This is a genomic window from Ramlibacter sp. AN1133 (assembly GCF_037890035.1).
GTDB lineage: Bacteria > Pseudomonadota > Gammaproteobacteria > Burkholderiales > Burkholderiaceae_C > Ramlibacter.
This window is the reverse complement of record NZ_JBBKTQ010000005.1, coordinates 30960-49979: the sequence shown is the minus strand read 5'-3', so window position 1 is coordinate 49979 and position 19020 is coordinate 30960. Positions and strand designations below refer to the sequence as shown.

The window sequence follows — 19020 nt, the reverse complement described above, 5'->3', positions numbered from 1 at the left end:
TCCGGTGACCGGCCCCCCACGGAGCCGTGCGAGGGCGCACTTGGCGCCGGTGCCGCCCAATGCAAGGCGGCTGCGGCGGATCGTGCCACCGGGGTGGCCCAGGCGCAATTTCTTCACGGTGCGGGCAGGGTGATGTCGACGCGGGCCCCGCCCAGGTCGGAGCGCAGCAGCTTCAGCTCGCCGTGGTGGCTGGCCACCAGGTCGTCGACCACCGCGAGCCCCACGCCGTGCCCGGGCACGCGCTCGTCGCCGCGCACGTGCAGCTGCAGCACCGAGTGCGTGTCGCTGAAGCCCGGCCCGTCGTCGTCCACCTGGATGCGCAGGCGCTCGCCCTCGCGCCGCGCCCGCACGATCACGCGCCGGCCCGCCCACTTGGCGGCGTTGTCCATCAGGTTGCCCATCATCTCGAACAGGTCGCCTTCGTCGATGCGCCAGGCCAGGTCGGCCGGGCACTCCAGGCGGAATTCCAGGCCCTTGTCGGCATAGACCTTGGACAGCGCCTCGCGGATGCGCTCCAGCACCGGCGCGAGCACCACCGCCGGCGCGAAGCGCGTGGCGCCGCCGGCCGCGGCGCGTCCGAGCTGGTGCTGCACGATGGCGTCCATGCGCGTGACCTGCTGCGCCACCGCCTCCGGCAGCCGCACCGGTTCCTGCAGCGCGCTGCGCAGCACCGCCAGGGGCGTCTTCAGGCTGTGGGCGAGGTAGCTCAGAGCCTCCTTGTAGCGCGTCTGGCGCACGCGCTCCTGCTGGATCAGCGTGTTCAGGTTGTCGGTCAGGCCCGAGAGCTCGGTGGGATAGCGGCCTTCGATCTTCTCCTGCTCGCCGGCCTCCACGCGCCGGATCTCCCCGGCCACCCGGCGCAGCGGCGCCAGCCCCCACTGCAGCAGCAGCAGCTGGGCGACCAGCAGCAGCACGCCGGCCGACCCGAGCCAGGCCCACAGCGTGCGGGCGAACACGGCCACCTCGTGCTCGTAGTCGGCCCGGTCCTCCAGCACCGAGAGCACGAGGTGCGCGGGGCGCGGCCCGGCCTGCCAGTTCACGGCGTAGGTGAGCGCCATGTACGCGCGCTCGCCATCCAGCAGCGTCTCCGATACGAGGCGGCCGGTTTCCAGCTCGGTGCGGAACGGCGGCTGCACGCCGACGCTGGACGGCGAGCGCCACTGCTCGCGCCGGTCGGTGTTGGAGATGCTGGCGTACAGCCCCGAGCCGGGCAGCGACAGGCGCGCGTTGCCCAGGCCGGCCGGCATCACCAGGGCGCCGGAGGCGTCCACCTCGGCGCGCGACAGCAGCAGGTCCACCGTGCTGTGCAGGCTCGCGTAATGGGCGGCGCGCACGCTGTCGGCGTGCGCGCGCTGCACCGCGATGCCGGCGCCGGCCATGAAGAACACCAGCACCAGCGCGGCGCCGAGGAGCAGGCGGGCCCGGATCGAATAGCCCGGGGTCATCCCAATGTGAAGCGGTAGCCGCGTCCCCTCAGGGTTTCGATGGGCGCGAGGCTGCCGTCCGGGTCGAGCTTGCGCCGCAGCCGGCCGACCAGCACTTCCAGCACGTTGCTGTCGCGGTCGTCGCCGTGCGGGTACAGGTAATCCGACAGCTCCTGCTTGGTGACCACGCGGGCGCGTTCCCGCACCAGGTATTCGAGCAGGCGGTATTCGTAGGCGGTCAGCTCCAGCGGCTCGCCATGGAGCTTCACGGCCTGGGCCGAGAGGTCCAGGCTGATCGGCCCGAGCGTGAGCACGTCGGTGGTGGCCTTCAAGGACCGGCGCAGCAGCGCCTTCACGCGGGCGGCGAGTTCCGGATATTCGAAGGGCTTGACGAGGTAGTCGTCGGCGCCGGCCTCCAGGCCCAGCACCTTGTCCTGCCAGGTGCTGCGGGCGGTGAGGATCAGGATCGGCGTGGCCCGGCCCTCGGCGCGCAGCTTCTGCACGATCGCGATGCCGCTCAGCTTGGGCAGGCCGAGGTCGACGATCGCGAGGTCCAGGGGGAACTCCTGGGCCATGTAGAGGCCCTCCTCGCCGTCGACGGCGACGTCGACGCGGTAGCCGTCTTCCTCCAGCTGGCGCTTGAGCGTCAGGCGCAGGGTGGCTTCATCCTCGATCAGCAGCAGGCGCATGGTTCAGAGCGGGCGCCCCGTCGCCACGTCGACCAGCACCACCCGCACGTCGCCGGCGGGGGTGATCACCTTGACGCGCCACACGGGGCGGTTGTCCACCTCGGCGCGCTCCACGGCCAGCACCCGCCCCTGGCTCACCCGCTGGGCGATCGCGGCCGCGTCGTCGCGGCTGACGTCGGCCCAGGCGGGCAACGCGGCAGCCACGGCGGCGGCGAGGATCAGCTGGCGAATGAGGTCCATGAAGGGCGTGGGGCTGGCGGGTTAACGGCGGATCTCGGGCTCGAGCGGGGTGACGGACACGCGCACCGGGATGGTGGCCCCGGGCTGGTCGCGCATCACGGTCGTCGACTCGACACCGCGGTAATCATAGGTGACGCGGTAGCCGGTCAGGCGGTTCTGCTGGTCGTACACGGTGCGGCAGCTGCGCACCTCGCGCGCTTCCGGCACCGGCGCGGCGACGGCCGTGCCGCTGTTGGCGATGCGGTCGCCGGTGATGGCGCCGATCACCGCGCCGGCGGCAGTGGCTGCTTCCCGGCCGTGGCCCCTGCCCACCTGGTTGCCCAGCAGGCCGCCGGCGACGCCGCCGATGATGGCGCCGCCGTAGCCGCCGGCGCCGGGGGCGGCGGCCCGCGGCTGCTCCTGCACCCACTGGCTGGTGCATTCCTGGCGCGGGACCTGCACGACCTCGTACTGGGGTTCGACGGCCCGCACCCGGGCGTTGTCGGTGAAGCTCTGCGCCTGCGCGCTGGCGGCGGCCAGGGCGGCGAGCAGGAAGGCGGGAGCGAGAGCGCTGCGTTGCATGGAAGACTCCTTCGTTTCGTTGTGCTTGGAAGCTTAAGTCGGGCTGGCTGAACGCAATATGAACGAACGTCAGGCCCTGTAAACCGGGCGGGAGGCGGGGCCGCACCGGCGGCGCTCCCGCCCGTCCGCGCTCAGCGCTGCCAGCCCCAGCCCCAGCCGCTGCGACGGTAGCCGTCGCCGTCACCGTAGCCGTGGCGGTCGCGGTCGACCACGTCGAATTGCCAGGAGCGCCGTGCGGTGTTGCCGGCGCGGTCGCGCACGATCACTTCGGCCACGTGCCGGCCCGGGAACAGGTTGTTGTGGAAGCGCACCTCGTCGTCGTCCACGCGCGAGGCGGCCGTCACGTCGCGGCCGTCGATGCGCAGGCGCACGGACGCCGGGTCCACGCCGCTGGCGTGGTCGGCGAAGCGGGCCGACACCGTCATGCGGTAGCGCTCGCCCACGCGTTCGCCGGGCAGCGGGCTCAGGTCGACGATGCTCGGCGCGCGTTCGTCGCGGCGCCAGCCGTCGCGCCAGCCATGGCGCCAGCCGTCGTGGCCGTCACGGTCGCGGTCGCCTGCGACGATGGCGGGCGCCACCGGTGCGGGGGCCTGCACCACCCACTGCTGCTCGCGGGCGATCGCCGGCTGGGCCAGCAGGGCCGCGGCGCAGGACAACAGCAGGCCAGCGGCCACGAAAGGTTTGCGAAGAGTCGATTGCATGGTCACCTCCAGGGTTGGGGGCCAGTTCCTTTCTGGCCTGGAAGCAAGTCTGCGGACGGGCCCATGAACGTTTCCTGAACCGGTGCGATCGGGCCGCGCGGGGTCTTGTCGGACAGGGATGGCAGGGGCACGCGGTCCCGGCCCGCACGGGCGCGCTCCTAGAATTTTCGAGTCATCGCCAAGCACAAGGGAGAGATCGATGAAGAAGCTCATGCTCGCCGCCACGGCCCTCGCGGTTGCCGCCGCGCTCGCCGGTTGCGGCCGCCACGACGACGCTGCCACCACGGCGTCGTCCTCCTCGTCGCCGTCCACGACCGCCCCGTCGGCCGGCGACACTGGCAACACGGCCACCGCACCCTCTACGAGCAGCACGGACACGGCCGCCGCACCCTCGACGAGCAGCACGACGGACGCGTCCTCGTCCAGCACGGTGGCATCTTCCTCCGGCGCGACCGCCGGCACGGACACGAGCGCCAGCGGCAGCGGCACGGTGGCCATGGGTGCCGGCGGCAACGGCCAGGCGACCTACAGCGCCACCTGCGCGGTGTGCCACGCCGCGGGCGTGACCGGCGCGCCGAAGCCGGGCGACAAGGCCGACTGGGGCCCGCGCATCGCGCAGGGCAAGGAGACGCTGTACCAGCACGCGCTCAGCGGCTTCCAGGGCAAGAAGGGGATGATGCCTCCGAAGGGCGGCAACACCTCGCTGGCGGATGCGGACGTGAAGGCCGCGGTCGACTTCATGATCGACCAGTCGAAGTAGGAGCCGTTGCAGTAGCAGTACCGGCCTCCACGGCCCCGGGGTGCATGCTCTGCGGCATGCACCCCGTTGTCATTTCCGCAGCACGGCGGGCCATGCGTGCACGCGCCCGGCGCCGTCGTGCAGCCGTATCATGGCCGCCTTCCAGGGCCGGCCCGCGGCCGTGATTTCCCCCGCAGAACATCCATGACGAGTCCCAAGCGCATCGGCATCCTCACCGGCGGCGGCGACAGCCCCGGCCTCAACGCAGTCATCCGCGCGGTCGCCAAGAGCCTCATGCAGGACGCGGGTGCCGAAGTGATCGGCTTCGTGGACGGCTTCGCCGGGATGATCGAACGGCAGGCGCGGCCGCTGAGCTACCGCGACGTGTCCGGCATCCTCACACTGGGCGGCACCATCCTGGGCACCAGCAACAAGGCCAATCCCTTCGCCTACCACGCGCGCGGCAACATCGACATGTCGCCCGAGGTGGTGCGCTACGTGCGCGAGGAACTGAAGCTCGACGCGGTCGTCGTCATCGGCGGCGACGGCACCATGTCGATCGCGCACCAGCTGCAGCAGCTGGGCCTCCAGATGGTGGGCGTGCCCAAGACCATCGACAACGACCTGATGTACACCGACCGCACCTTCGGCTTCGACACCGCGGTGGCGATCGCGACGGAGGCCTTCGACCGGCTGCACACCACGGCGCAGAGCCACCACCGGGTGATGATCCTGGAGACGATGGGCCGCTATGCAGGCTGGATCGCGCTGTATGCGGGGGTGGCGGGCGGCGCCGACATCATCCTCATCCCCGAGTTCGAACACGACATCGAGGAAGTCGCGCGCATCTGCCGCGACCGCCAGGCCGGGGGGCAGCGCTTCACGCTGATCTGCGTCGCCGAAGGCGCCAAGGCCAGGGGCGGCGAACTCGCGGTGCGGCAGGTGGTGAAGGACAGCCCCGATCCGCTGCGCCTGGGCGGCGCGTGCAACGTGCTGGAGCACCAGTTGTGCCAGCGGATCGACAGCGAGGTGCGCACGGCGATCCTCGGCCACGTGCAGCGCGGCGGCACGCCGACCGCGTACGACCGCAACCTGGCCACCGCCTTCGGTGCCTATGCCGCGGCGCTGGTCGCGGACGAACAGTACGGCCGCATGGCGGCGGTGCAGCAGGGGCGCCTGACCAGCGTGGCGATCGCCGACGTGGCGAACCGCCAGCGCACGGTGTCGCCGGACGCGCCGATGGTGGCCACGGCGATGGCCGTGGGGACGTCGTTCGGGGTGCCGGGGATGAAGGTCCGGTTCGATGGCAAGGTGCCGTCGGCGTTGATGACCTGAGGGCGGCGGACTGCTGGGATCTCGTAGGCTGGTGGTGAGCTTTGCGAACCCCAGCGATCGACGAGCATCGCGAAGCTGGGGTTCGCCACGCTCACCTTCGCCTGGCGGCCCAGCCTACGAACGCACTTCGTTCAGCAGCCACGCCTTGAACGACGCCATCGCCGCCCGTTCCGGCTGCTCCGGCTGCACCAGGTAGTACCCCCGCCGCGTGACCGCGCCCTTGTCGCATGCCGGCACCAGCGTCTTGGCGGCGAGCTCCGCCTGGATCAGCAAGGTGGGCAGCAGCGCCACGCCCATCCCGCAGGTGGCCGCCGCCACCTGCATCGAGAACAGCTCGTAGCGCGGCCCGGCCATGGCCTTGGGCGCCTCGACGCCCTGCGCATCGAACCAGTCGCGCCAGGCGTCCGGGCGGGTGGACTGCTGCAGCAGCGGCAGGTTCGCCAGCGCGCGCGGCGTGGCGGGCAGGCGGCCCTTGAGCAACGCGGGGCTGCACACCGGGCCCACTTCCTCCTGCAGCAGCAGCGTGGCCTGCGTGCCCGCCCATTGTTCGAGCTGCTGCGGCGTGCCGGCGTAGATGGCGCCGTCGAACTCGTTGTCGGAGAACAGGAAGGGCCGGGTGCGCGCCGCGATGTGCACGTTCAGGTCCGGCTGCTCGCGCGCGAGCCGCGCCAGCCGCGGGATCAGCCAGCGGGTGGCGAAGGTGGGCACGGCCGCCAGCGTCACCGACTCGCCCTGGCCCTGCCGTCCCATCAGGTCCAGCGCATCGCGTTCGATCGCATCGAGGCGCACGGACACCTTGCGCGCGTAGTCCTCGCCGGCCGGCGTGAGCGCGATGCCGTGCCGGGCGCGCCGGAACAGCTTGACGCCGAGGAATTCCTCCAGCTGCGCGAGCTGGCGCGACACGGCGCCCTGCGTCAGCGCCAGCTCCTGCGCGGCGCGCGTCAGGCTGCCGTGGCGCGCCGCCGCCTCGAAGCAGGCCAGCGTCTGGGTCGAAGGCAGCTTGCGTCGCATCCCGGCTCCCCCTCAGTCATGAATTCCAAGCATAACTGCTGCAGAAACTTTCGCTTTCGCCGGCGGGGGGCAGGCCCTTAACATCGGGCCATCCATCAGCTTTCCTGTCCGACCATCATGAGCACCAAAGCCACCTTCTCCTGGAGCGATCCCTTCCTGCTGGACCAGCAGCTGACCAGCGACGAACGCCAGGTGCGCGACGCTGCCCGTGACTACTCGCAGGAGCGCCTGCTGCCCCGCGTGCAGGAAGCCTTCCGCCACGAGAAGACCGACGCGTCCATCTTCCGCGAGATGGGCGAGCTCGGCCTGCTGGGCCCCACCATCCCCGAGCAGTACGGCGGTGCGGGCCTGAACTACGTGTGCTACGGCCTGGTGGCTCGCGAAGTCGAGCGCGTCGACTCCGGCTACCGCTCGATGATGAGCGTGCAGTCCTCGCTGGTGATGGTGCCGATCTTCGAATTCGGCAACGAGCAGACGAAGCAGAAATACCTGCCCAAGCTCGCCACCGGCGAGTGGATCGGCTGTTTCGGCCTGACCGAGCCGAACCACGGCTCCGACCCGGCCAGCATGATCACGCGCGCCCGCAAGGTCGACGGCGGCTACAAGCTGTCCGGCAGCAAGATGTGGATCACCAACAGCCCGATCGCCGACGTGTTCGTGGTCTGGGCCAAGGACGACGGCGGCCAGATCCGCGGCTTCGTGCTGGAAAAGGGCTGGAAGGGCCTCTCGGCGCCGGCCGTGCACGGCAAGGTGGGACTGCGCGCCTCCATCACCGGCGAGGTGGTGATGGACGAGGTGTTCTGCCCCGAGGAAAACGCCTTCCCCGAAGTGCGCGGCCTGAAGGGCCCGTTCACCTGCCTGAACTCCGCGCGCTACGGCATCGCCTGGGGCGCCATGGGCGCCGCGGAGGACTGCTTCCACCGCGCCCGCCAGTACGTGCTGGATCGCAAGCAGTTCGGCCGGCCGCTGGCCGCCAACCAGCTGGTGCAGAAGAAGCTGGCCGACATGCTCACCGAGATCTCGCTGGGCCTGCAGGGCTGCCTGCGGCTGGGCCACATGAAGGACGAGGGTCCCGCGCCGGTGGAGATCACCTCGATCCTCAAGCGCAACAACTGCGGCAAGGCGCTCGACATCGCCCGCATGGCGCGCGACATGATGGGCGGCAACGGCATCAGCGACGAGTTCGGCGTGGCCCGCCACCTGGTGAACCTGGAGGTGGTGAACACCTACGAAGGCACGCACGACATCCATGCGCTGATCCTCGGCCGCGCGATCACGGGCATCCAGGCGTTCAGCTGACGTCGCCAGGCGGCGCACGCGCCGCCTCCCGTGACCTCATCCCCGCGCAGGCGGGGATCCAGTGGACCCGCAGCAACGCAAGAGCCGCGCAAGGAGTCGAACCCTCCTGCGCGGCTTGCTCTTTGCGTTTGCGCCGTTTCCGTTCATCATCCTCGCCTTCCCACGGAGGTGTGCGCGATGGACCTGTCCCATGTCACCCAGGCCACGGCCGTCGACATCGCGGCGGCGGTGCGCCGGCGGGACATCACGGCGGTCGCCGTCATGCGCGAGTTCCTCGATCGCATCGAACGCCTCGAGCCGCGCCTGAACACCTTCGCCACGCTCACCGCCGACGCGGCGCTGCAGCAGGCCCACCATGTCGACAAGCTGATCGCCGGTGCACGCGATCCGGGGCCGCTGGCCGGCGTGCCGGTCAGCGTCAAGGACCTGATCGCGGTGAAGGGCGTGCGGCAGGCCTTCGGCTCGAAGCTGCTGGCCGACAACGTCGCGCAGCACGACGCGCCTTCGGTGGAGCGGCTGCGCCACGCGGGCGCCTGCATCGTCGGCAAGAGCACCACCAGCGAGCTCGGCTCCAAGGCCGTCGGCGACTCGCCCCTGACGGGCATCACCCGCAACCCCTGGAACACGGAGCGCACCCCCGGAGGCTCGAGCGCCGGAGCCGCGGCGCAGGTCGCCGCCCGCATGGTGCCGGTGGCGCTGGCCACGGACGGCGGCGGCTCGATCCGCATTCCTTCCAGCTTCTGCGGCGTGTTCGGCATCAAGGCGCGCTTCGGCCGCGTGCCGGTGTGGCCGGCTGCGGCGGCGCCGGCCCTGGCGCACGTCGGCCCGATCACGCACGACGTGCGCGACGCCGCGCTGATGCTGTCGGTGATCGCGGGGCGCGACGCGCGCGACGAAGCCTCGCTGCGCGCGCCGGTCCCTGACTACCTCGCGAGCCTCTCGCAAGGCAGCCGCGGGCTGCGCATCGGCTGGTGTCCGTCGCTCGGGTATGGCAGCGCCGACGCTGCCGTGCTGGAGGCCTGCGAACAGGCCGCCTGGCAGCTGCAGGAGGAAGGCGCGCAGGTGCGGGTGCTGCCGCCGCCGTTCGCACGCGACCCGGCGCCGGCCTGGAACCGGCTGTTCTATGGCCGCATCGCCGAGCGCCTGGCCGAACTCGCGCCCACGCCGCAGTTGCTCGAGCTGGTGAATCCGTCCCTGCGCCAGGCGATCGCGGACCTGCAGGCCCTGGCGCCGCCGGCCGAGGCGGAGCTCGTCGCCTTGCGCGAGGAGACGTGGCAACGCGCGGAGGCGGTGTTCCGCCAGGTCGACGTGCTGCTCACGCCGACGCTGCCGGTCACCGCGCTGCCCGTCGGCGTCGACGTGCCGCCCGGCCATGCGGATCGCAACGCCGTGGACTGGTCGTACTTCACCTATCCCTTCAACCTCACCGGCCACCCCGCGGCCTCCTTCCCCGTGGGCTTCGATGGTGGCGGGCTGCCCATCGGGCTGCAGATCGTCGGCCCGCTGGACGGCGAGGGCGTGGTCCTGCGCGTGGCCAGCGCGCTCGAGCGGGCGCACCTCATCGCCGCGCCGCGGCCAGACTGAGGCATGCCGGACTTCACCCCGGTGGATGCCGCCCTGCGGCGGCGGATCGCGAGCGAGGAACTCGTCGGCGTGTCGTACGCGGTGCTGCGTGGCGGCGCGAGCGTCGCGCGCAACTGCATCGGCTGGGCCGACCGCGAAGCGCAGGTGCCGCTGCGCGAGGACCACCTGTTCCGCGCCTTCTCCAACACCAAGCTGGTCACGAGCTGCGCGGCACTGCGGCTGGTGGAACAGGGCCGCATCGGCCTGGACGACCCGGTCGCCGAATACATCCCCGCGCTGGGGGCGCTGCGGGCGTTGCGCCCCGGCGCGACAGCGCTGGACGACACCGAGCCGCTGCGCGAGCCCGTGCGCCTGCGCCACCTGCTCACGCACACGGCGGGCTTCACCTACGCCTTCCTGCAGCCCAACGCGCCCATCGCCAAGGCCTCGATGGCCGCGGGCGTGGCCGATCCCGCGCTCACGCTGGCGCAGATGATGGAGGCGCTCGCGGGCCTGCCGCTGCTGTTCCAGCCCGGCGCGGACTGGAACTACTCGGTCGCCACCGACGTGATGGGCCGCGTGATCGAGGTGGTCGCGGGCGAAACGCTGGACCGGCACTTCCAGCGCCACGTCTTCGAGCCGCTGGGCATGCACGACACCTTCTTCTTCGTGCCGCCGGACAAGCAGGGACGCCTGGCGCGGATGTACATCGGCGACCTGCGCGATCCGGGCAAGCGGGGGCTGCGCCGGGCCGACCACCTGCCGTCCCCGGGCGCCTACCTGCAGCCCGCGCCGCGGCTGAACGCCGGCGGCGGCCTCGTCACCAGCCTGGACGACTTCGGCAGGCTGCTGGCCGTGCTCGCCGGTGGGGGCGCGCCGCTGCTGCGGCCGCAGACCTTGCCGCTGGTGTTCGGCAACCAGCTGCCGCCGGGGATGTGGATCGGGTTTCCCCACGAGCCACGCACCATCGGCCGCGGGCACAGCTACGCGGGCTCGGTGACCGTCGAACGCTCCGACGCGGACCCGAGCAGCCGGCCCGGCGACCTGCAGTGGGGCGGCCTCGCCGGCACCAAGTGGTGGATCTGGCCCGCGAAGAAGGTGTGCGTGGCGCTCATGACGCAGCGCTACATGGGCTCCGACCTGCCCTTCTGGCCGGAGTTCAAGGCGCTGGTGCGCGCCGCGCTCGAAGAAGAAGAGGGCCGCGAATGATCAAGGACCTCTGGTACAAGAACGCGATCATCTACTGCCTGCACGTCGGGACCTACATGGACTCGAACGGCGACGGCATCGGCGACTTCGAGGGCCTGTCGCGCCGGCTCGACTACCTGCACGGCCTGGGCGTCACCTGCCTGTGGCTGATGCCGTTCCAGAAGTCGCCGCGCAAGGACGACGGCTACGACATCAGCGACTACTACCAGGTCGATCCCTGCTTCGGCACGCTGGGCGACTTCGTCGACTTCAGCCACCAGGCCAGGCAGCGCGGCATCCGCGTGATGATCGACCTGGTCATCAACCACACCAGCAACGAGCATCCCTGGTTCCTGGAAGCGCGCAAGGACCCGGACTCGAAGTACCGCGACTTCTACGTCTGGTCGGACACGCGGCCCAGGGACGCCGGGAAGGGCATGGTGTTCCCCGGCGTGCAGAAGACGACGTGGACGCGCGACCCCGTCGCGGGCAAGTTCTACTTCCACCGCTTCTACGACTTCCAGCCGGACCTCAACACGCAGAACCCGCTGGTGCTGGCGGAGATCCGCAAGATCATGGGCTTCTGGCTGCAGCTGGGCGTGTCCGGTTTCCGCATGGACGCGATGCCCTTCGTGATCCAGACCAAGGGCCCGGACATCCGCAGCCGCGAACGCTACGAGATGCTGCGCGAGTTCCGCGAGTTCCTGCAATGGCGCCGCGGCGACGCGATCATCCTCGCCGAGGCGAACGTCGAGCCGAAGAACAACCTGCATTACTTCGGCGCGGAGGGCGAGCGGCTGCAGATGATGTTCAATTTCTGGGTCAACCAGCGCGTCTTCTACGCGCTCGCCACCGGGGACGCGAAGCCGCTGGTGAAGGCGCTGGAGCAGACGCGCGGGCGGCCCGCGAACGCGCAGTGGGGCCACTTCCTGCGCAACCACGACGAACTCGACCTGGGGCGGCTCACCGAGGAGCAGCGGCAGGCGGTGTTCGCCGCGCTCGGCCCGGACCAGGACATGCAGCTCTATGGCCGCGGCATCCGCCGGCGCCTGGCGCCCATGCTCAGTGGCGACCGGCGCCGGCTCGAACTCGCCTACAGCCTGCTGTTCACGCTGCCCGGCACGCCCGTGATCCGCTACGGCGACGAACTGGGCATGGGCGACGACCTCGCGCTGCCGGAGCGCAACTGCGCGCGCACGCCGATGCAGTGGTCCACGGAGCCGCTGGCGGGCTTCACCCGCGGCGACAAGCCGGTGGTGCCGGTGATCCAGGAAGGGCCCTACGGTTTCCACAAGATCAACGCGGCCGACCAGCGCCGCGACGCCGACTCGCTGCTGAACTGGACGGAGCGCATCATCCGCATGCGCAAGGAAGTGCCGGAACTCGGATGGGGCGACTTCACCGTGCTGGAGACGGGCAACGACGGCGTGCTCGCGCTGCGCTACGACTGGCGCAACAACGCCGTGGTGGTGATCCACAACCTGCTCGGCGAGGTCACCGAGATCCGGCTGCGCTCCGTCGACCGCAAGGGGCGCGACCTGATCAACCTGCTGACGCAGGACCACAGCCGCGCCGACGGCCGCGGCGTGCACCGCATCGTGATGGAACCTTACGGCTACCACTGGTACCGCGCGGGCGGGCTGGGTTACCTCCTGGACCGGACGACCGCCTGACGACTGCCGCGGCTTCGTGGTGCCGTCGCCGCGGCCGTGCGCCAAGCTTGCGGTGCGTCAAGGATTGCCGGGGACGCCCGTCCCACGATGGCCTTCAGCTCGAGGGATTCACCCGCCCACGCTGCCCGGCGCGGGCGCGGCCGCTTGCGTGATGGGAGGTGGAAGATGAAGTTCGTTCGGACTGTCCTCGTCGTCCTCGGCAGCTGTTGCCTCGCCGCCGCGGCGCAGGCGCAGGAGCTGTATTTCGGGCACCTCGCCATGCAGTGGCCCGGCGGCTACACCGTGGTGCGGCCGGCGGAGCCGGTGCTGCTGCGCGGCCCGCAGGCCCAGGAGGTCGCGGCTTCGGTCTACCTCGCCTCCGCGGACGAACCCCCCGACCCGAACTTCGCCGATCGCAGCGTGCGGCTGGTGCGCTCGGCTGCCGCCAGCCACGGCCGCGTGGTCCGCACGACGCGCTCCGTGCTTCCGGACGGCAGCACGCTCGTGGCGGCAGCGAGCCAGGCGCGTGGCGCCGCCCGGGGCTACCTGCTGCAGTTCACCGTGCTGGCCGCCGCCGGCCACGTGGGCTACGTCACGGTGCAAGGCCGGGGCGGCGACGCGGCGGTGGAATTCCGGCGCCTGCTGCCGGCGTTCCAGTCCGTGCGCTGGGTGGACATGGCCGGCGGCGTGATCATCGCGCACGAATGAGCGGGCGCAGGCGCCCTCACGCCTTCGACAGCTTGCGCTCGTTCACCAGCCGGGCGACGCGGCGCGGCCCGCCCTCGACCGCCTCCACGAGGTCCAGCCGCGCGTAGCGGAAGGCATCGAGCACCGCGAGCATGTCGTCGCCCACGGCGGCGTCCAGCCCGCGCAGGGTGTTCAGCGGCAGCGGCCGGTTGCTCCAGAGGGCCGCCACGAAGGCCAGGATGTCGCGGCTGTGGCGGGCGTCGCGTTCCTCCGCGCGGCGCAGCAGCCGGTCGAAGGCGGCGAGCCCGAGTTCGGTGGCCTCGTGCGAGCGCATCTCCTCGCCCAGCATGCGGGCGCGCTCCAGCAGGGTGCCTTCGTGGTCCACGCGCATGCGGTCACCGCGGCCGACGACCAGCTGCACGCGGTTGATGCGCTCCAGGCTCGCGTGGTGCCGCCGCTCCCGATCGCCGTGGTTCATGGCCGCTTCCCCTGGTGTCCTGTCCTGCGTTCTTCTACTGCAGGAGGCCGCCCGCTGGTAAGAGGGCATTCGCGGGGCGGCCGGCGTGCCGTCGCCGCCACATTCCCGGCGCGCTGCGGGGCCGCAAGCTGGTCAGGGCCAATGCGGTGGGGTACTGTGCAGGCTGCCCCCTGGAGCATCGATGGAATTCCTCAGCAACCTGCACACCGACGTCAAACTGCTGCTCGTCGCCGGCGCGCTCGCCCTGCTGGCCGCCCTCCTGAGCGGAACGAAAAGAAACGAATACCGCTACATGGCGCTGTTCACGGTGGTGATGCTGGGCGCCGGCTATCGTTTCTACGCGCACGAGCGCGAGGACGAAGCCCTGGCGCAGAACCAGGCCCGCGCGAGCGCCCGCGCCGAGGCGCCCGCCCAGCCGGCAGCCAAGGGCGGGGGCACCCGCACCAAGACCCGCTGACGCGCGGGCCTGCAACCGGAAAAGCGGGAGACGACCCGCGCCGGTGACCCGGACGTGGGGTCCGCCGAAGCGACGCCGAGGCTAGAGGCCGTGGTGGCAGTGGCCCGCGGTGGCCTTGCTGAAGTCGGTGGTGCTGGTGGGCACGCCGTCGTCCATCTGCAGCGAGGTCTCCTGCACGCCGCCGGCGCCGGAGAGCTGCGTGGAGCGTTCGGCCACCGGCAGCGGCGCGGCGCGATCCTTCGCGTCGTGCGCCTGCGGCGCCATGGAGGGGGTGGTGAGCAGTGCCCCCGCGAGCGCGAGGCCACCGAAGACGAGGGCGGCGCCGGCGCCGGCCCAACGCGGCCGGATGCTCGGCAGCCCCGGCGGCTGCGCCACCCCGCCGGCTTCGAATTCAGGCTGCTGTTGACGAACGAGGTAGCACATCGCGAGCTCCTTCGACATCGGGGCCGCTAGTATGGACCGACCGTCCGCAGATGCAAGGAGATCATCGTTGCAAACCATGAACACGGCCCTGCCGGGCTACGAGGATGTGCTGGCCGCGGCCGGGCGCATCCGCGCGCATGCGCACCGCACGCCCGTCCTCACCTCGCGCACGCTCGATGAAGAGCTCGGCGCGCAAGTGTTCTTCAAGTGCGAGAACCTGCAGCGCATGGGCGCGTTCAAGTTCCGCGGCGCCTTCAACGCGCTGTCGCGTTTCGACGCGGACCAGCGCCGCGCCGGCGTGGCGACGTTCTCGTCCGGCAACCATGCGCAGGCGATCGCGCTGTCGGCCCGCATCCTCGGCATGCCGGCCACCATCGTGATGCCCGACGATGCGCCGGCGGCGAAGGTGGCGGCCACCCGCGGCTATGGCGGCAACGTCGTGCTGTACGACCGCTACAAGGATGACCGCGAGCAGATCGGCCGCGAGCTCGCGCGCGAGCACGGCCTGACGCTGGTGCCGCCGTACGACCATGCCGACGTCATCGCGGGGCAGGGCACGGCGGCGCAGGAACTGATCGAGGAGGTCGGCGCGCTCGACCACCTGTTCGTGCCGCTCGGCGGCGGCGGCCTGCTCGCGGGCACGGCGCTCGCCGCGCGCGCGCTGGCGCCGCAGTGCAAGGTCTACGGGGTGGAACCGGAGGCGGGCAACGACGGCCAGCAGTCGTTGCGCAGCGGCGCGATCGTGCACATCGCCACGCCGCGCACCATCGCCGACGGCGCGCAGACGCAGCACCTCGGGAACCTCACCTTCCCGATCATCCGCGCGCACGTCGACGACATCCTCACGGCGAGCGACGCCGAACTGGTGGCGTGCATGCGCTTCGCCGCCGAACGCATGAAGCTGGTGTTCGAGCCGACCGGCTGCCTGGGTTTCGCGGCGGCGCGCGCGCGCCGCGAGCAAGTGCGCGGGGCCCGGGTCGGGGTGATCGTCAGCGGCGGGAACGTGGACCTGGCGCGCCTGTGCGAATTGCTCTCGCGGTGATCAACGCAGCTGCGAAGGACGCGTGCGCTGCACCCGCGACTCGGGCGGGAAGGTGAGCGTGGTGAGTTCGGACGCGCCCAGGTCTTCGGCCGCGCGCCGGTCCGCGATTTCCGCGACCAGGCGGCGCAGGCCGACGGCCAGCGCGCCCGTCACGAGCACGACGCTGGTGGCCAGCATGGGACTGCGGGCGAGCGTGCTCATTCCAAGCATGGCCGCGGCGGACAGGCAGGCGAGCAGGCCCAGCGCAGCCGCGCTGGCCAGGAGCTTGAGGAGGGCGGTGTCGTGGGTACGTCTGCTGTGGAACATGTCGGGGCCTCCGTGCCTGTTGTAGCGGCCCCGCTCGGCCATGACAAGATGCCATTGGTGCCGATGTGGCCGGCGAGGGGGTTGGCGCAACAGCCATGGGCGAAATCGCGTGTGCGAGTTCACACCCTGCACCGCTTCGGTGCCTGGCGGGGGGCAAACCCCGGGCGCAGGAGGGGGCTGCGGCAAGGCGCTGCAGGCAAGGCGGGCCTGCCTTACATTGGCGTCCCGCTGGCGCCGCTCGCGTGCGCAGCCTGAAGGGAGAGCCCATGGCCCGGAAATTCCTGCTCGCTCTGCTGCTGCCGCTGGCGGCCTGCTCTTCGCTACCGCCCCCGCAGGCGGAACCTTCGCCTTGCGCGGCGGGCGAGAACACCTACGCCTGCCAGGTGGAGCGGTACCACAACATCTCCGGGTGAGGCGCGCCGGTCGAGGGGGAGCGACCGGGGGCGCGCCTCGCGCGGAGGCCTAGCGCGGGCCCACGCGGGCCGGTGCGCGCGTGGAGGACGCGAACAGCTCGGAGGGAACGGCGGACGGCTGTTCGAGCGCGCCCGGCGCCGTGACCGAGGTGTCCATCTGCGGCGGCAGGTTGGGAAACGCGCGCCGCAGCCCCTGCCGGGACAGCAGCTGGTGCGCCTTGCACCGGACGCAGAAATAGTGCCGGCGACCGGGCACGAACCGCATCCAGAAGGACCGGTTCAATCGCACCAGGTAGGCCACGCCGCAATCACAAAGGGTCAGTCTCATGTCGCTCCCCGTTCGAAACCGTGAGAAATGTTACTCACGAGACGTTTGGGGACCAATGGACGAAAGTGCCTTTTACACGGCCCGACCGGCACCGACCGCACGGGACACAACGCTAGACTCATTCGTACCAAAGCATCTTCCCCGGGGAAGCCGCGCATGACGACAAAAGTGTTCACGGGCGGTCGCATCCGCCAGGCGGAATACGATTCCGCATCGCGCCAGCTCGATCTGCACTGGGAGAACGGCTCGGTGCTGGCGTACAAGCACGTCCCCGAGGAGGTGTTCCGGCGCCTGTGCAGCGCGCCGAATCCCGCCACCTACTGGGAAGACCGGATCGCGGAGGAATACCCGAAGGGCACGCCGCGCAGCGGGGGCAAGCCTTCCGGCGGCGGCAAGACACTCGGTGACCTGTTCGGTGACGAGTAGGGGCCGCGCCGCCGGCGCCGCGCGCGCCGCATGAAGGACCTGCGCGCGCTGGCGGCGGCCTTCCCGCATCCGGGCCGCCTCGAAGCCATCCTGCTGCGTCCCGCGCGCGGCCAGCGGGCGCAGGCGGTGCCCTCCGTGCGCGTGGTCGAAGGCCGCGGGCTCGAAGGCGACCGCGCGGCGGCGGGCCGCGCCGGCGGCAAGCGGCAGGTGACGCTGGTCCAGTCCGAGCACCTTGCCGTGATCGCCGCCTTGCTGCGGCGCGATGCCCTGGACCCTGCCGACCTGCGCCGCAACCTCGTGGTCTCCGGCCTCAACCTGCTCGCGGCGCGTGCGCTGTTGCGCGACCAGGCGCTGCGCCTGCGCATCGGAGGCGACGTGGTGCTCGAAATCAGCGGCCCCTGCGAGCCCTGCTCCAGGATGGAGGACCGGTTCGGGCCCGGGGCGTGGAACGCGATGCGCGGCCACGGCGGCGTGACGGCGCGCGTGCTGCAAGGCGGCACCGTGGCGCGCGGAGACGCGGTGCGCTGCTTCATGGACCAGTAGCGCGTGTAACAGGCACGGACGATGTCACCATGCGTTGCATGGGGGGAGGCACTTTCGGGCGTTATGCCCCTGGAAGGTGCCGGCTACCCTGCCCGGAGTACAGGGAGAGAACCATGCGAGAGAACCGACGTGCCGTAGCGGTGGCGCTTGCATTTGTGTTGCTGCCAGTCGCCTCCTTCGCCGACGGAGAGCCGGATGGGCGCCTGCACCCCTGTTGCGGCGCGCGCGTGCATGGCTACCGCAACTTCACGCGCCAGGTCCTGGCCAGCTGTTCGCGCTGGGTGCAGGTGCGCTACCGCGAAAGCATCTCGATCGTCGACGCCGACAAGCTGAACGCCTGCATCGCGACGGGCCTGCGGGAAAGCCGTTCGCAACTCGAGGAGGCCCTGCGCGGCGTGCGCCGGAAGTCGGCGCGGGAAGCGCTGCGCTCCTACCAGCTCAGTTTCGAGAGCGCCCTGGCCGGCGTGGAACCCACCCGCGACGAGCCGGCGGCCGCGTACGACCAGCGCCAGAGTTCGCTGCGCCACCTGCTGGCGCACGCGTGGACGCGCTACGAGCTCGAGGAAAGCTAGGAGCCCAGGCTCCTAGGGCGCGAACGAGTTCGAGGAAGGCTGGCGCGCGGCGCCAACGAGTTCCAGCACCGCGTCCGCGAACACCCGCGGCACTTCCTGCGGCATGTTGTGCCCCACGCCCGGCACGATGCGGTGCGAGCGCGGGCCCGTGAACCGGTGCGCGGAGGCTTCCCCCTGCGCGGGCGGATGCACGCCATCGTCGGTGCCGTCGAAGGTGATGGCGGGCACGGTGATGGCGGGCTGGGCGGCCAGGCGCCGCTCGATGTCCGCATACGCCGGGTCGCCCGGCACCAGCCCGTAGCGCTGCCGGTACGAGTGGATCACCACCTCGACGAAGTCCGGGTTGTCGAAGGCCGCCGCCGAGCGCTCGAAGGTCGCGTCGTCGAAGCGCCAGCTCGGCGACCAGAGCTGCCACAGCAGGCGCGTGAGCGCGCGGCGGTCCTTCGCCAGGCCCGCGCGCCCGCGCTCGCAGTGGAAGTAATACTGGTACCAGAGCCGCTGTTCGTTGGCGGGCGTGTCGGGCTCCATCGCGCGTGCGATGTCGTGGATGTTGTAGCTGTTGTACGAGACCAGGCCGGCGCAGCGCCCGGGCCACAGCGCCGCGACGATGCAGGCCGCGCGGCCGCCCCAGTCGTAGCCGGCGAGCACGGCGCGCGGAAGGCGCAGCGCGTCCATCAGGGCCAGCAGGTCGGCGCCGAGCGCGGCCTGCTCGCCCGAGCGCGGCGTGTCGGCGGCCAGGAAGCGCGTCGGCCCGAAGCCGCGCAGGTAGGGCACGATCACGCGGCAGCCGGCATCGGCCAGCAGCGGCGCGACCTCCGCGTACGCGTGGATGTCGTACGGGAAGCCGTGCATCAGGAAGACCGGCGGCCCTTCGGCGGGGCCGCAGGCGTGCCACGAGATTTCGAGGACGCCGGCGCGGGTGGTGTGCAGGGGTGTCATGGGC

24 protein-coding genes are annotated in these 19020 nt (G+C 71.3%); 13 read left to right on the top strand and 11 right to left on the bottom strand.

What is annotated here, in order from left to right:
* Positions 1–113: 113 nt before the first annotated feature.
* From WG923_RS08165 to WG923_RS08145, 5 genes are all read right to left on the bottom strand, one after another.
* On the bottom strand, positions 114–1445 hold the full coding sequence (locus WG923_RS08165; RefSeq protein WP_340350458.1) for an ATP-binding protein: 1332 nt from the start codon (positions 1443–1445) through the stop codon (positions 114–116).
* Positions 1442–2113 (bottom strand): response regulator transcription factor, encoded by a 672-nt coding sequence (locus tag WG923_RS08160; RefSeq protein ID WP_340350457.1) that lies wholly within the window; start codon positions 2111–2113, stop codon positions 1442–1444. The genes WG923_RS08165 and WG923_RS08160 overlap by 4 nt, the downstream gene beginning before the upstream one ends.
* Positions 2114–2116: 3 nt before the next feature.
* Positions 2117–2353 carry a PepSY domain-containing protein gene (locus tag WG923_RS08155; RefSeq protein WP_340350456.1) on the bottom strand — a complete coding sequence of 79 codons (237 nt, stop codon included), beginning with the start codon at positions 2351–2353 and terminating at the stop codon, positions 2117–2119.
* 21 nt (positions 2354–2374) lie between these two features.
* Positions 2375–2914 carry a glycine zipper 2TM domain-containing protein gene (locus WG923_RS08150; RefSeq protein ID WP_340350455.1) on the bottom strand — a complete coding sequence of 180 codons (540 nt, stop codon included), beginning with the start codon at positions 2912–2914 and terminating at the stop codon, positions 2375–2377.
* Positions 2915–3045: 131 nt separating this feature from the next.
* Entirely contained in the window at positions 3046–3615 is a 570-nt protein-coding gene (locus WG923_RS08145) for a hypothetical protein (RefSeq protein WP_340350454.1), read from the bottom strand.
* A 199-nt stretch (positions 3616–3814) separates the two neighbouring features.
* Between WG923_RS08145 and WG923_RS08140 the strand changes: the two genes are divergently transcribed.
* The gene (locus WG923_RS08140) at positions 3815–4375 is read left to right on the top strand and encodes a c-type cytochrome (protein WP_340350453.1); all 561 of its coding nucleotides are present in this window, start codon (positions 3815–3817) and stop codon (positions 4373–4375) included.
* Between the two features lie 183 nt (positions 4376–4558).
* Positions 4559–5689, top strand: coding sequence for a 6-phosphofructokinase (locus WG923_RS08135; RefSeq protein ID WP_340350452.1), 1131 nt, complete (start codon positions 4559–4561; stop codon positions 5687–5689).
* A gap of 114 nt (positions 5690–5803) precedes the next feature.
* Here the strand turns inward: WG923_RS08135 and WG923_RS08130 are convergent, their stop codons facing one another.
* Positions 5804–6700 carry a LysR substrate-binding domain-containing protein gene (locus WG923_RS08130; protein WP_340350451.1) on the bottom strand — a complete coding sequence of 299 codons (897 nt, stop codon included), beginning with the start codon at positions 6698–6700 and terminating at the stop codon, positions 5804–5806.
* Positions 6701–6817: 117 nt separating this feature from the next.
* Here WG923_RS08130 and WG923_RS08125 point away from each other — a divergent pair, with 117 nt between their 5' ends.
* From WG923_RS08125 to WG923_RS08105, 5 genes are all read left to right on the top strand, one after another.
* Entirely contained in the window at positions 6818–7999 is a 1182-nt protein-coding gene (locus WG923_RS08125) for an acyl-CoA dehydrogenase (protein ID WP_340350450.1), read from the top strand.
* Between the two features lie 177 nt (positions 8000–8176).
* Positions 8177–9583 (top strand): amidase, encoded by a 1407-nt coding sequence (locus WG923_RS08120; RefSeq protein ID WP_340350449.1) that lies wholly within the window; start codon positions 8177–8179, stop codon positions 9581–9583.
* Between the two features lie 3 nt (positions 9584–9586).
* On the top strand, positions 9587–10771 hold the full coding sequence (locus WG923_RS08115) for a serine hydrolase domain-containing protein (RefSeq protein WP_340350448.1): 1185 nt from the start codon (positions 9587–9589) through the stop codon (positions 10769–10771).
* On the top strand, positions 10768–12423 hold the full coding sequence (locus WG923_RS08110) for an alpha-amylase family protein (protein ID WP_340350447.1): 1656 nt from the start codon (positions 10768–10770) through the stop codon (positions 12421–12423). The genes WG923_RS08115 and WG923_RS08110 overlap by 4 nt, the downstream gene beginning before the upstream one ends.
* Before the next feature lie 165 nt (positions 12424–12588).
* Positions 12589–13110, top strand: a complete 522-nt coding sequence (locus WG923_RS08105) for a hypothetical protein (RefSeq protein WP_340350446.1) — start codon at positions 12589–12591, stop codon at positions 13108–13110.
* 16 nt (positions 13111–13126) lie between these two features.
* Here WG923_RS08105 and WG923_RS08100 read toward each other — a convergent pair whose 3' ends face one another.
* Positions 13127–13567, bottom strand: coding sequence for a DUF7673 family protein (locus WG923_RS08100; RefSeq protein WP_340350445.1), 441 nt, complete (start codon positions 13565–13567; stop codon positions 13127–13129).
* 181 nt (positions 13568–13748) lie between these two features.
* On the opposite strand from WG923_RS08100, the gene WG923_RS08095 reads away from it, so the two are divergent.
* On the top strand, positions 13749–14024 hold the full coding sequence (locus tag WG923_RS08095) for a hypothetical protein (RefSeq protein ID WP_340350444.1): 276 nt from the start codon (positions 13749–13751) through the stop codon (positions 14022–14024).
* Between the two features lie 81 nt (positions 14025–14105).
* Here the strand turns inward: WG923_RS08095 and WG923_RS08090 are convergent, their stop codons facing one another.
* Positions 14106–14447: a hypothetical protein gene (locus tag WG923_RS08090; protein WP_340350443.1), complete on the bottom strand. Its 342-nt coding sequence runs from the start codon at positions 14445–14447 to the stop codon at positions 14106–14108.
* Between the two features lie 76 nt (positions 14448–14523).
* Here WG923_RS08090 and WG923_RS08085 point away from each other — a divergent pair, with 76 nt between their 5' ends.
* The gene (locus tag WG923_RS08085; protein WP_340350739.1) at positions 14524–15489 is read left to right on the top strand and encodes a threo-3-hydroxy-L-aspartate ammonia-lyase; all 966 of its coding nucleotides are present in this window, start codon (positions 14524–14526) and stop codon (positions 15487–15489) included.
* Here the strand turns inward: WG923_RS08085 and WG923_RS08080 are convergent, their stop codons facing one another.
* Positions 15490–15795 carry a hypothetical protein gene (locus tag WG923_RS08080; protein ID WP_340350442.1) on the bottom strand — a complete coding sequence of 102 codons (306 nt, stop codon included), beginning with the start codon at positions 15793–15795 and terminating at the stop codon, positions 15490–15492.
* Positions 15796–16061: 266 nt separating this feature from the next.
* Here WG923_RS08080 and WG923_RS08075 point away from each other — a divergent pair, with 266 nt between their 5' ends.
* Positions 16062–16208 carry a hypothetical protein gene (locus WG923_RS08075; RefSeq protein ID WP_340350441.1) on the top strand — a complete coding sequence of 49 codons (147 nt, stop codon included), beginning with the start codon at positions 16062–16064 and terminating at the stop codon, positions 16206–16208.
* Positions 16209–16257: 49 nt separating this feature from the next.
* Here the strand turns inward: WG923_RS08075 and WG923_RS08070 are convergent, their stop codons facing one another.
* Positions 16258–16536, bottom strand: a complete 279-nt coding sequence (locus WG923_RS08070; RefSeq protein WP_340350440.1) for a hypothetical protein — start codon at positions 16534–16536, stop codon at positions 16258–16260.
* Between the two features lie 156 nt (positions 16537–16692).
* On the opposite strand from WG923_RS08070, the gene WG923_RS08065 reads away from it, so the two are divergent.
* The 3 genes from WG923_RS08065 to WG923_RS08055 all read left to right on the top strand — a co-directional run bounded on the left by WG923_RS08065 (position 16693) and on the right by WG923_RS08055 (position 18077).
* Positions 16693–16962 (top strand): KTSC domain-containing protein, encoded by a 270-nt coding sequence (locus WG923_RS08065; RefSeq protein WP_340350439.1) that lies wholly within the window; start codon positions 16693–16695, stop codon positions 16960–16962.
* Positions 16963–16992: 30 nt separating this feature from the next.
* Positions 16993–17505 carry an MOSC domain-containing protein gene (locus tag WG923_RS08060; RefSeq protein WP_340350438.1) on the top strand — a complete coding sequence of 171 codons (513 nt, stop codon included), beginning with the start codon at positions 16993–16995 and terminating at the stop codon, positions 17503–17505.
* Positions 17506–17663: 158 nt separating this feature from the next.
* A complete protein-coding gene (locus tag WG923_RS08055) occupies positions 17664–18077 on the top strand; it encodes a hypothetical protein (protein WP_340350437.1) in 414 nt (137 codons plus the stop codon).
* A 12-nt stretch (positions 18078–18089) separates the two neighbouring features.
* Here WG923_RS08055 and WG923_RS08050 read toward each other — a convergent pair whose 3' ends face one another.
* Positions 18090–19016: an alpha/beta fold hydrolase gene (locus WG923_RS08050; protein WP_340350436.1), complete on the bottom strand. Its 927-nt coding sequence runs from the start codon at positions 19014–19016 to the stop codon at positions 18090–18092.
* Positions 19017–19020 lie beyond the last annotated feature (4 nt).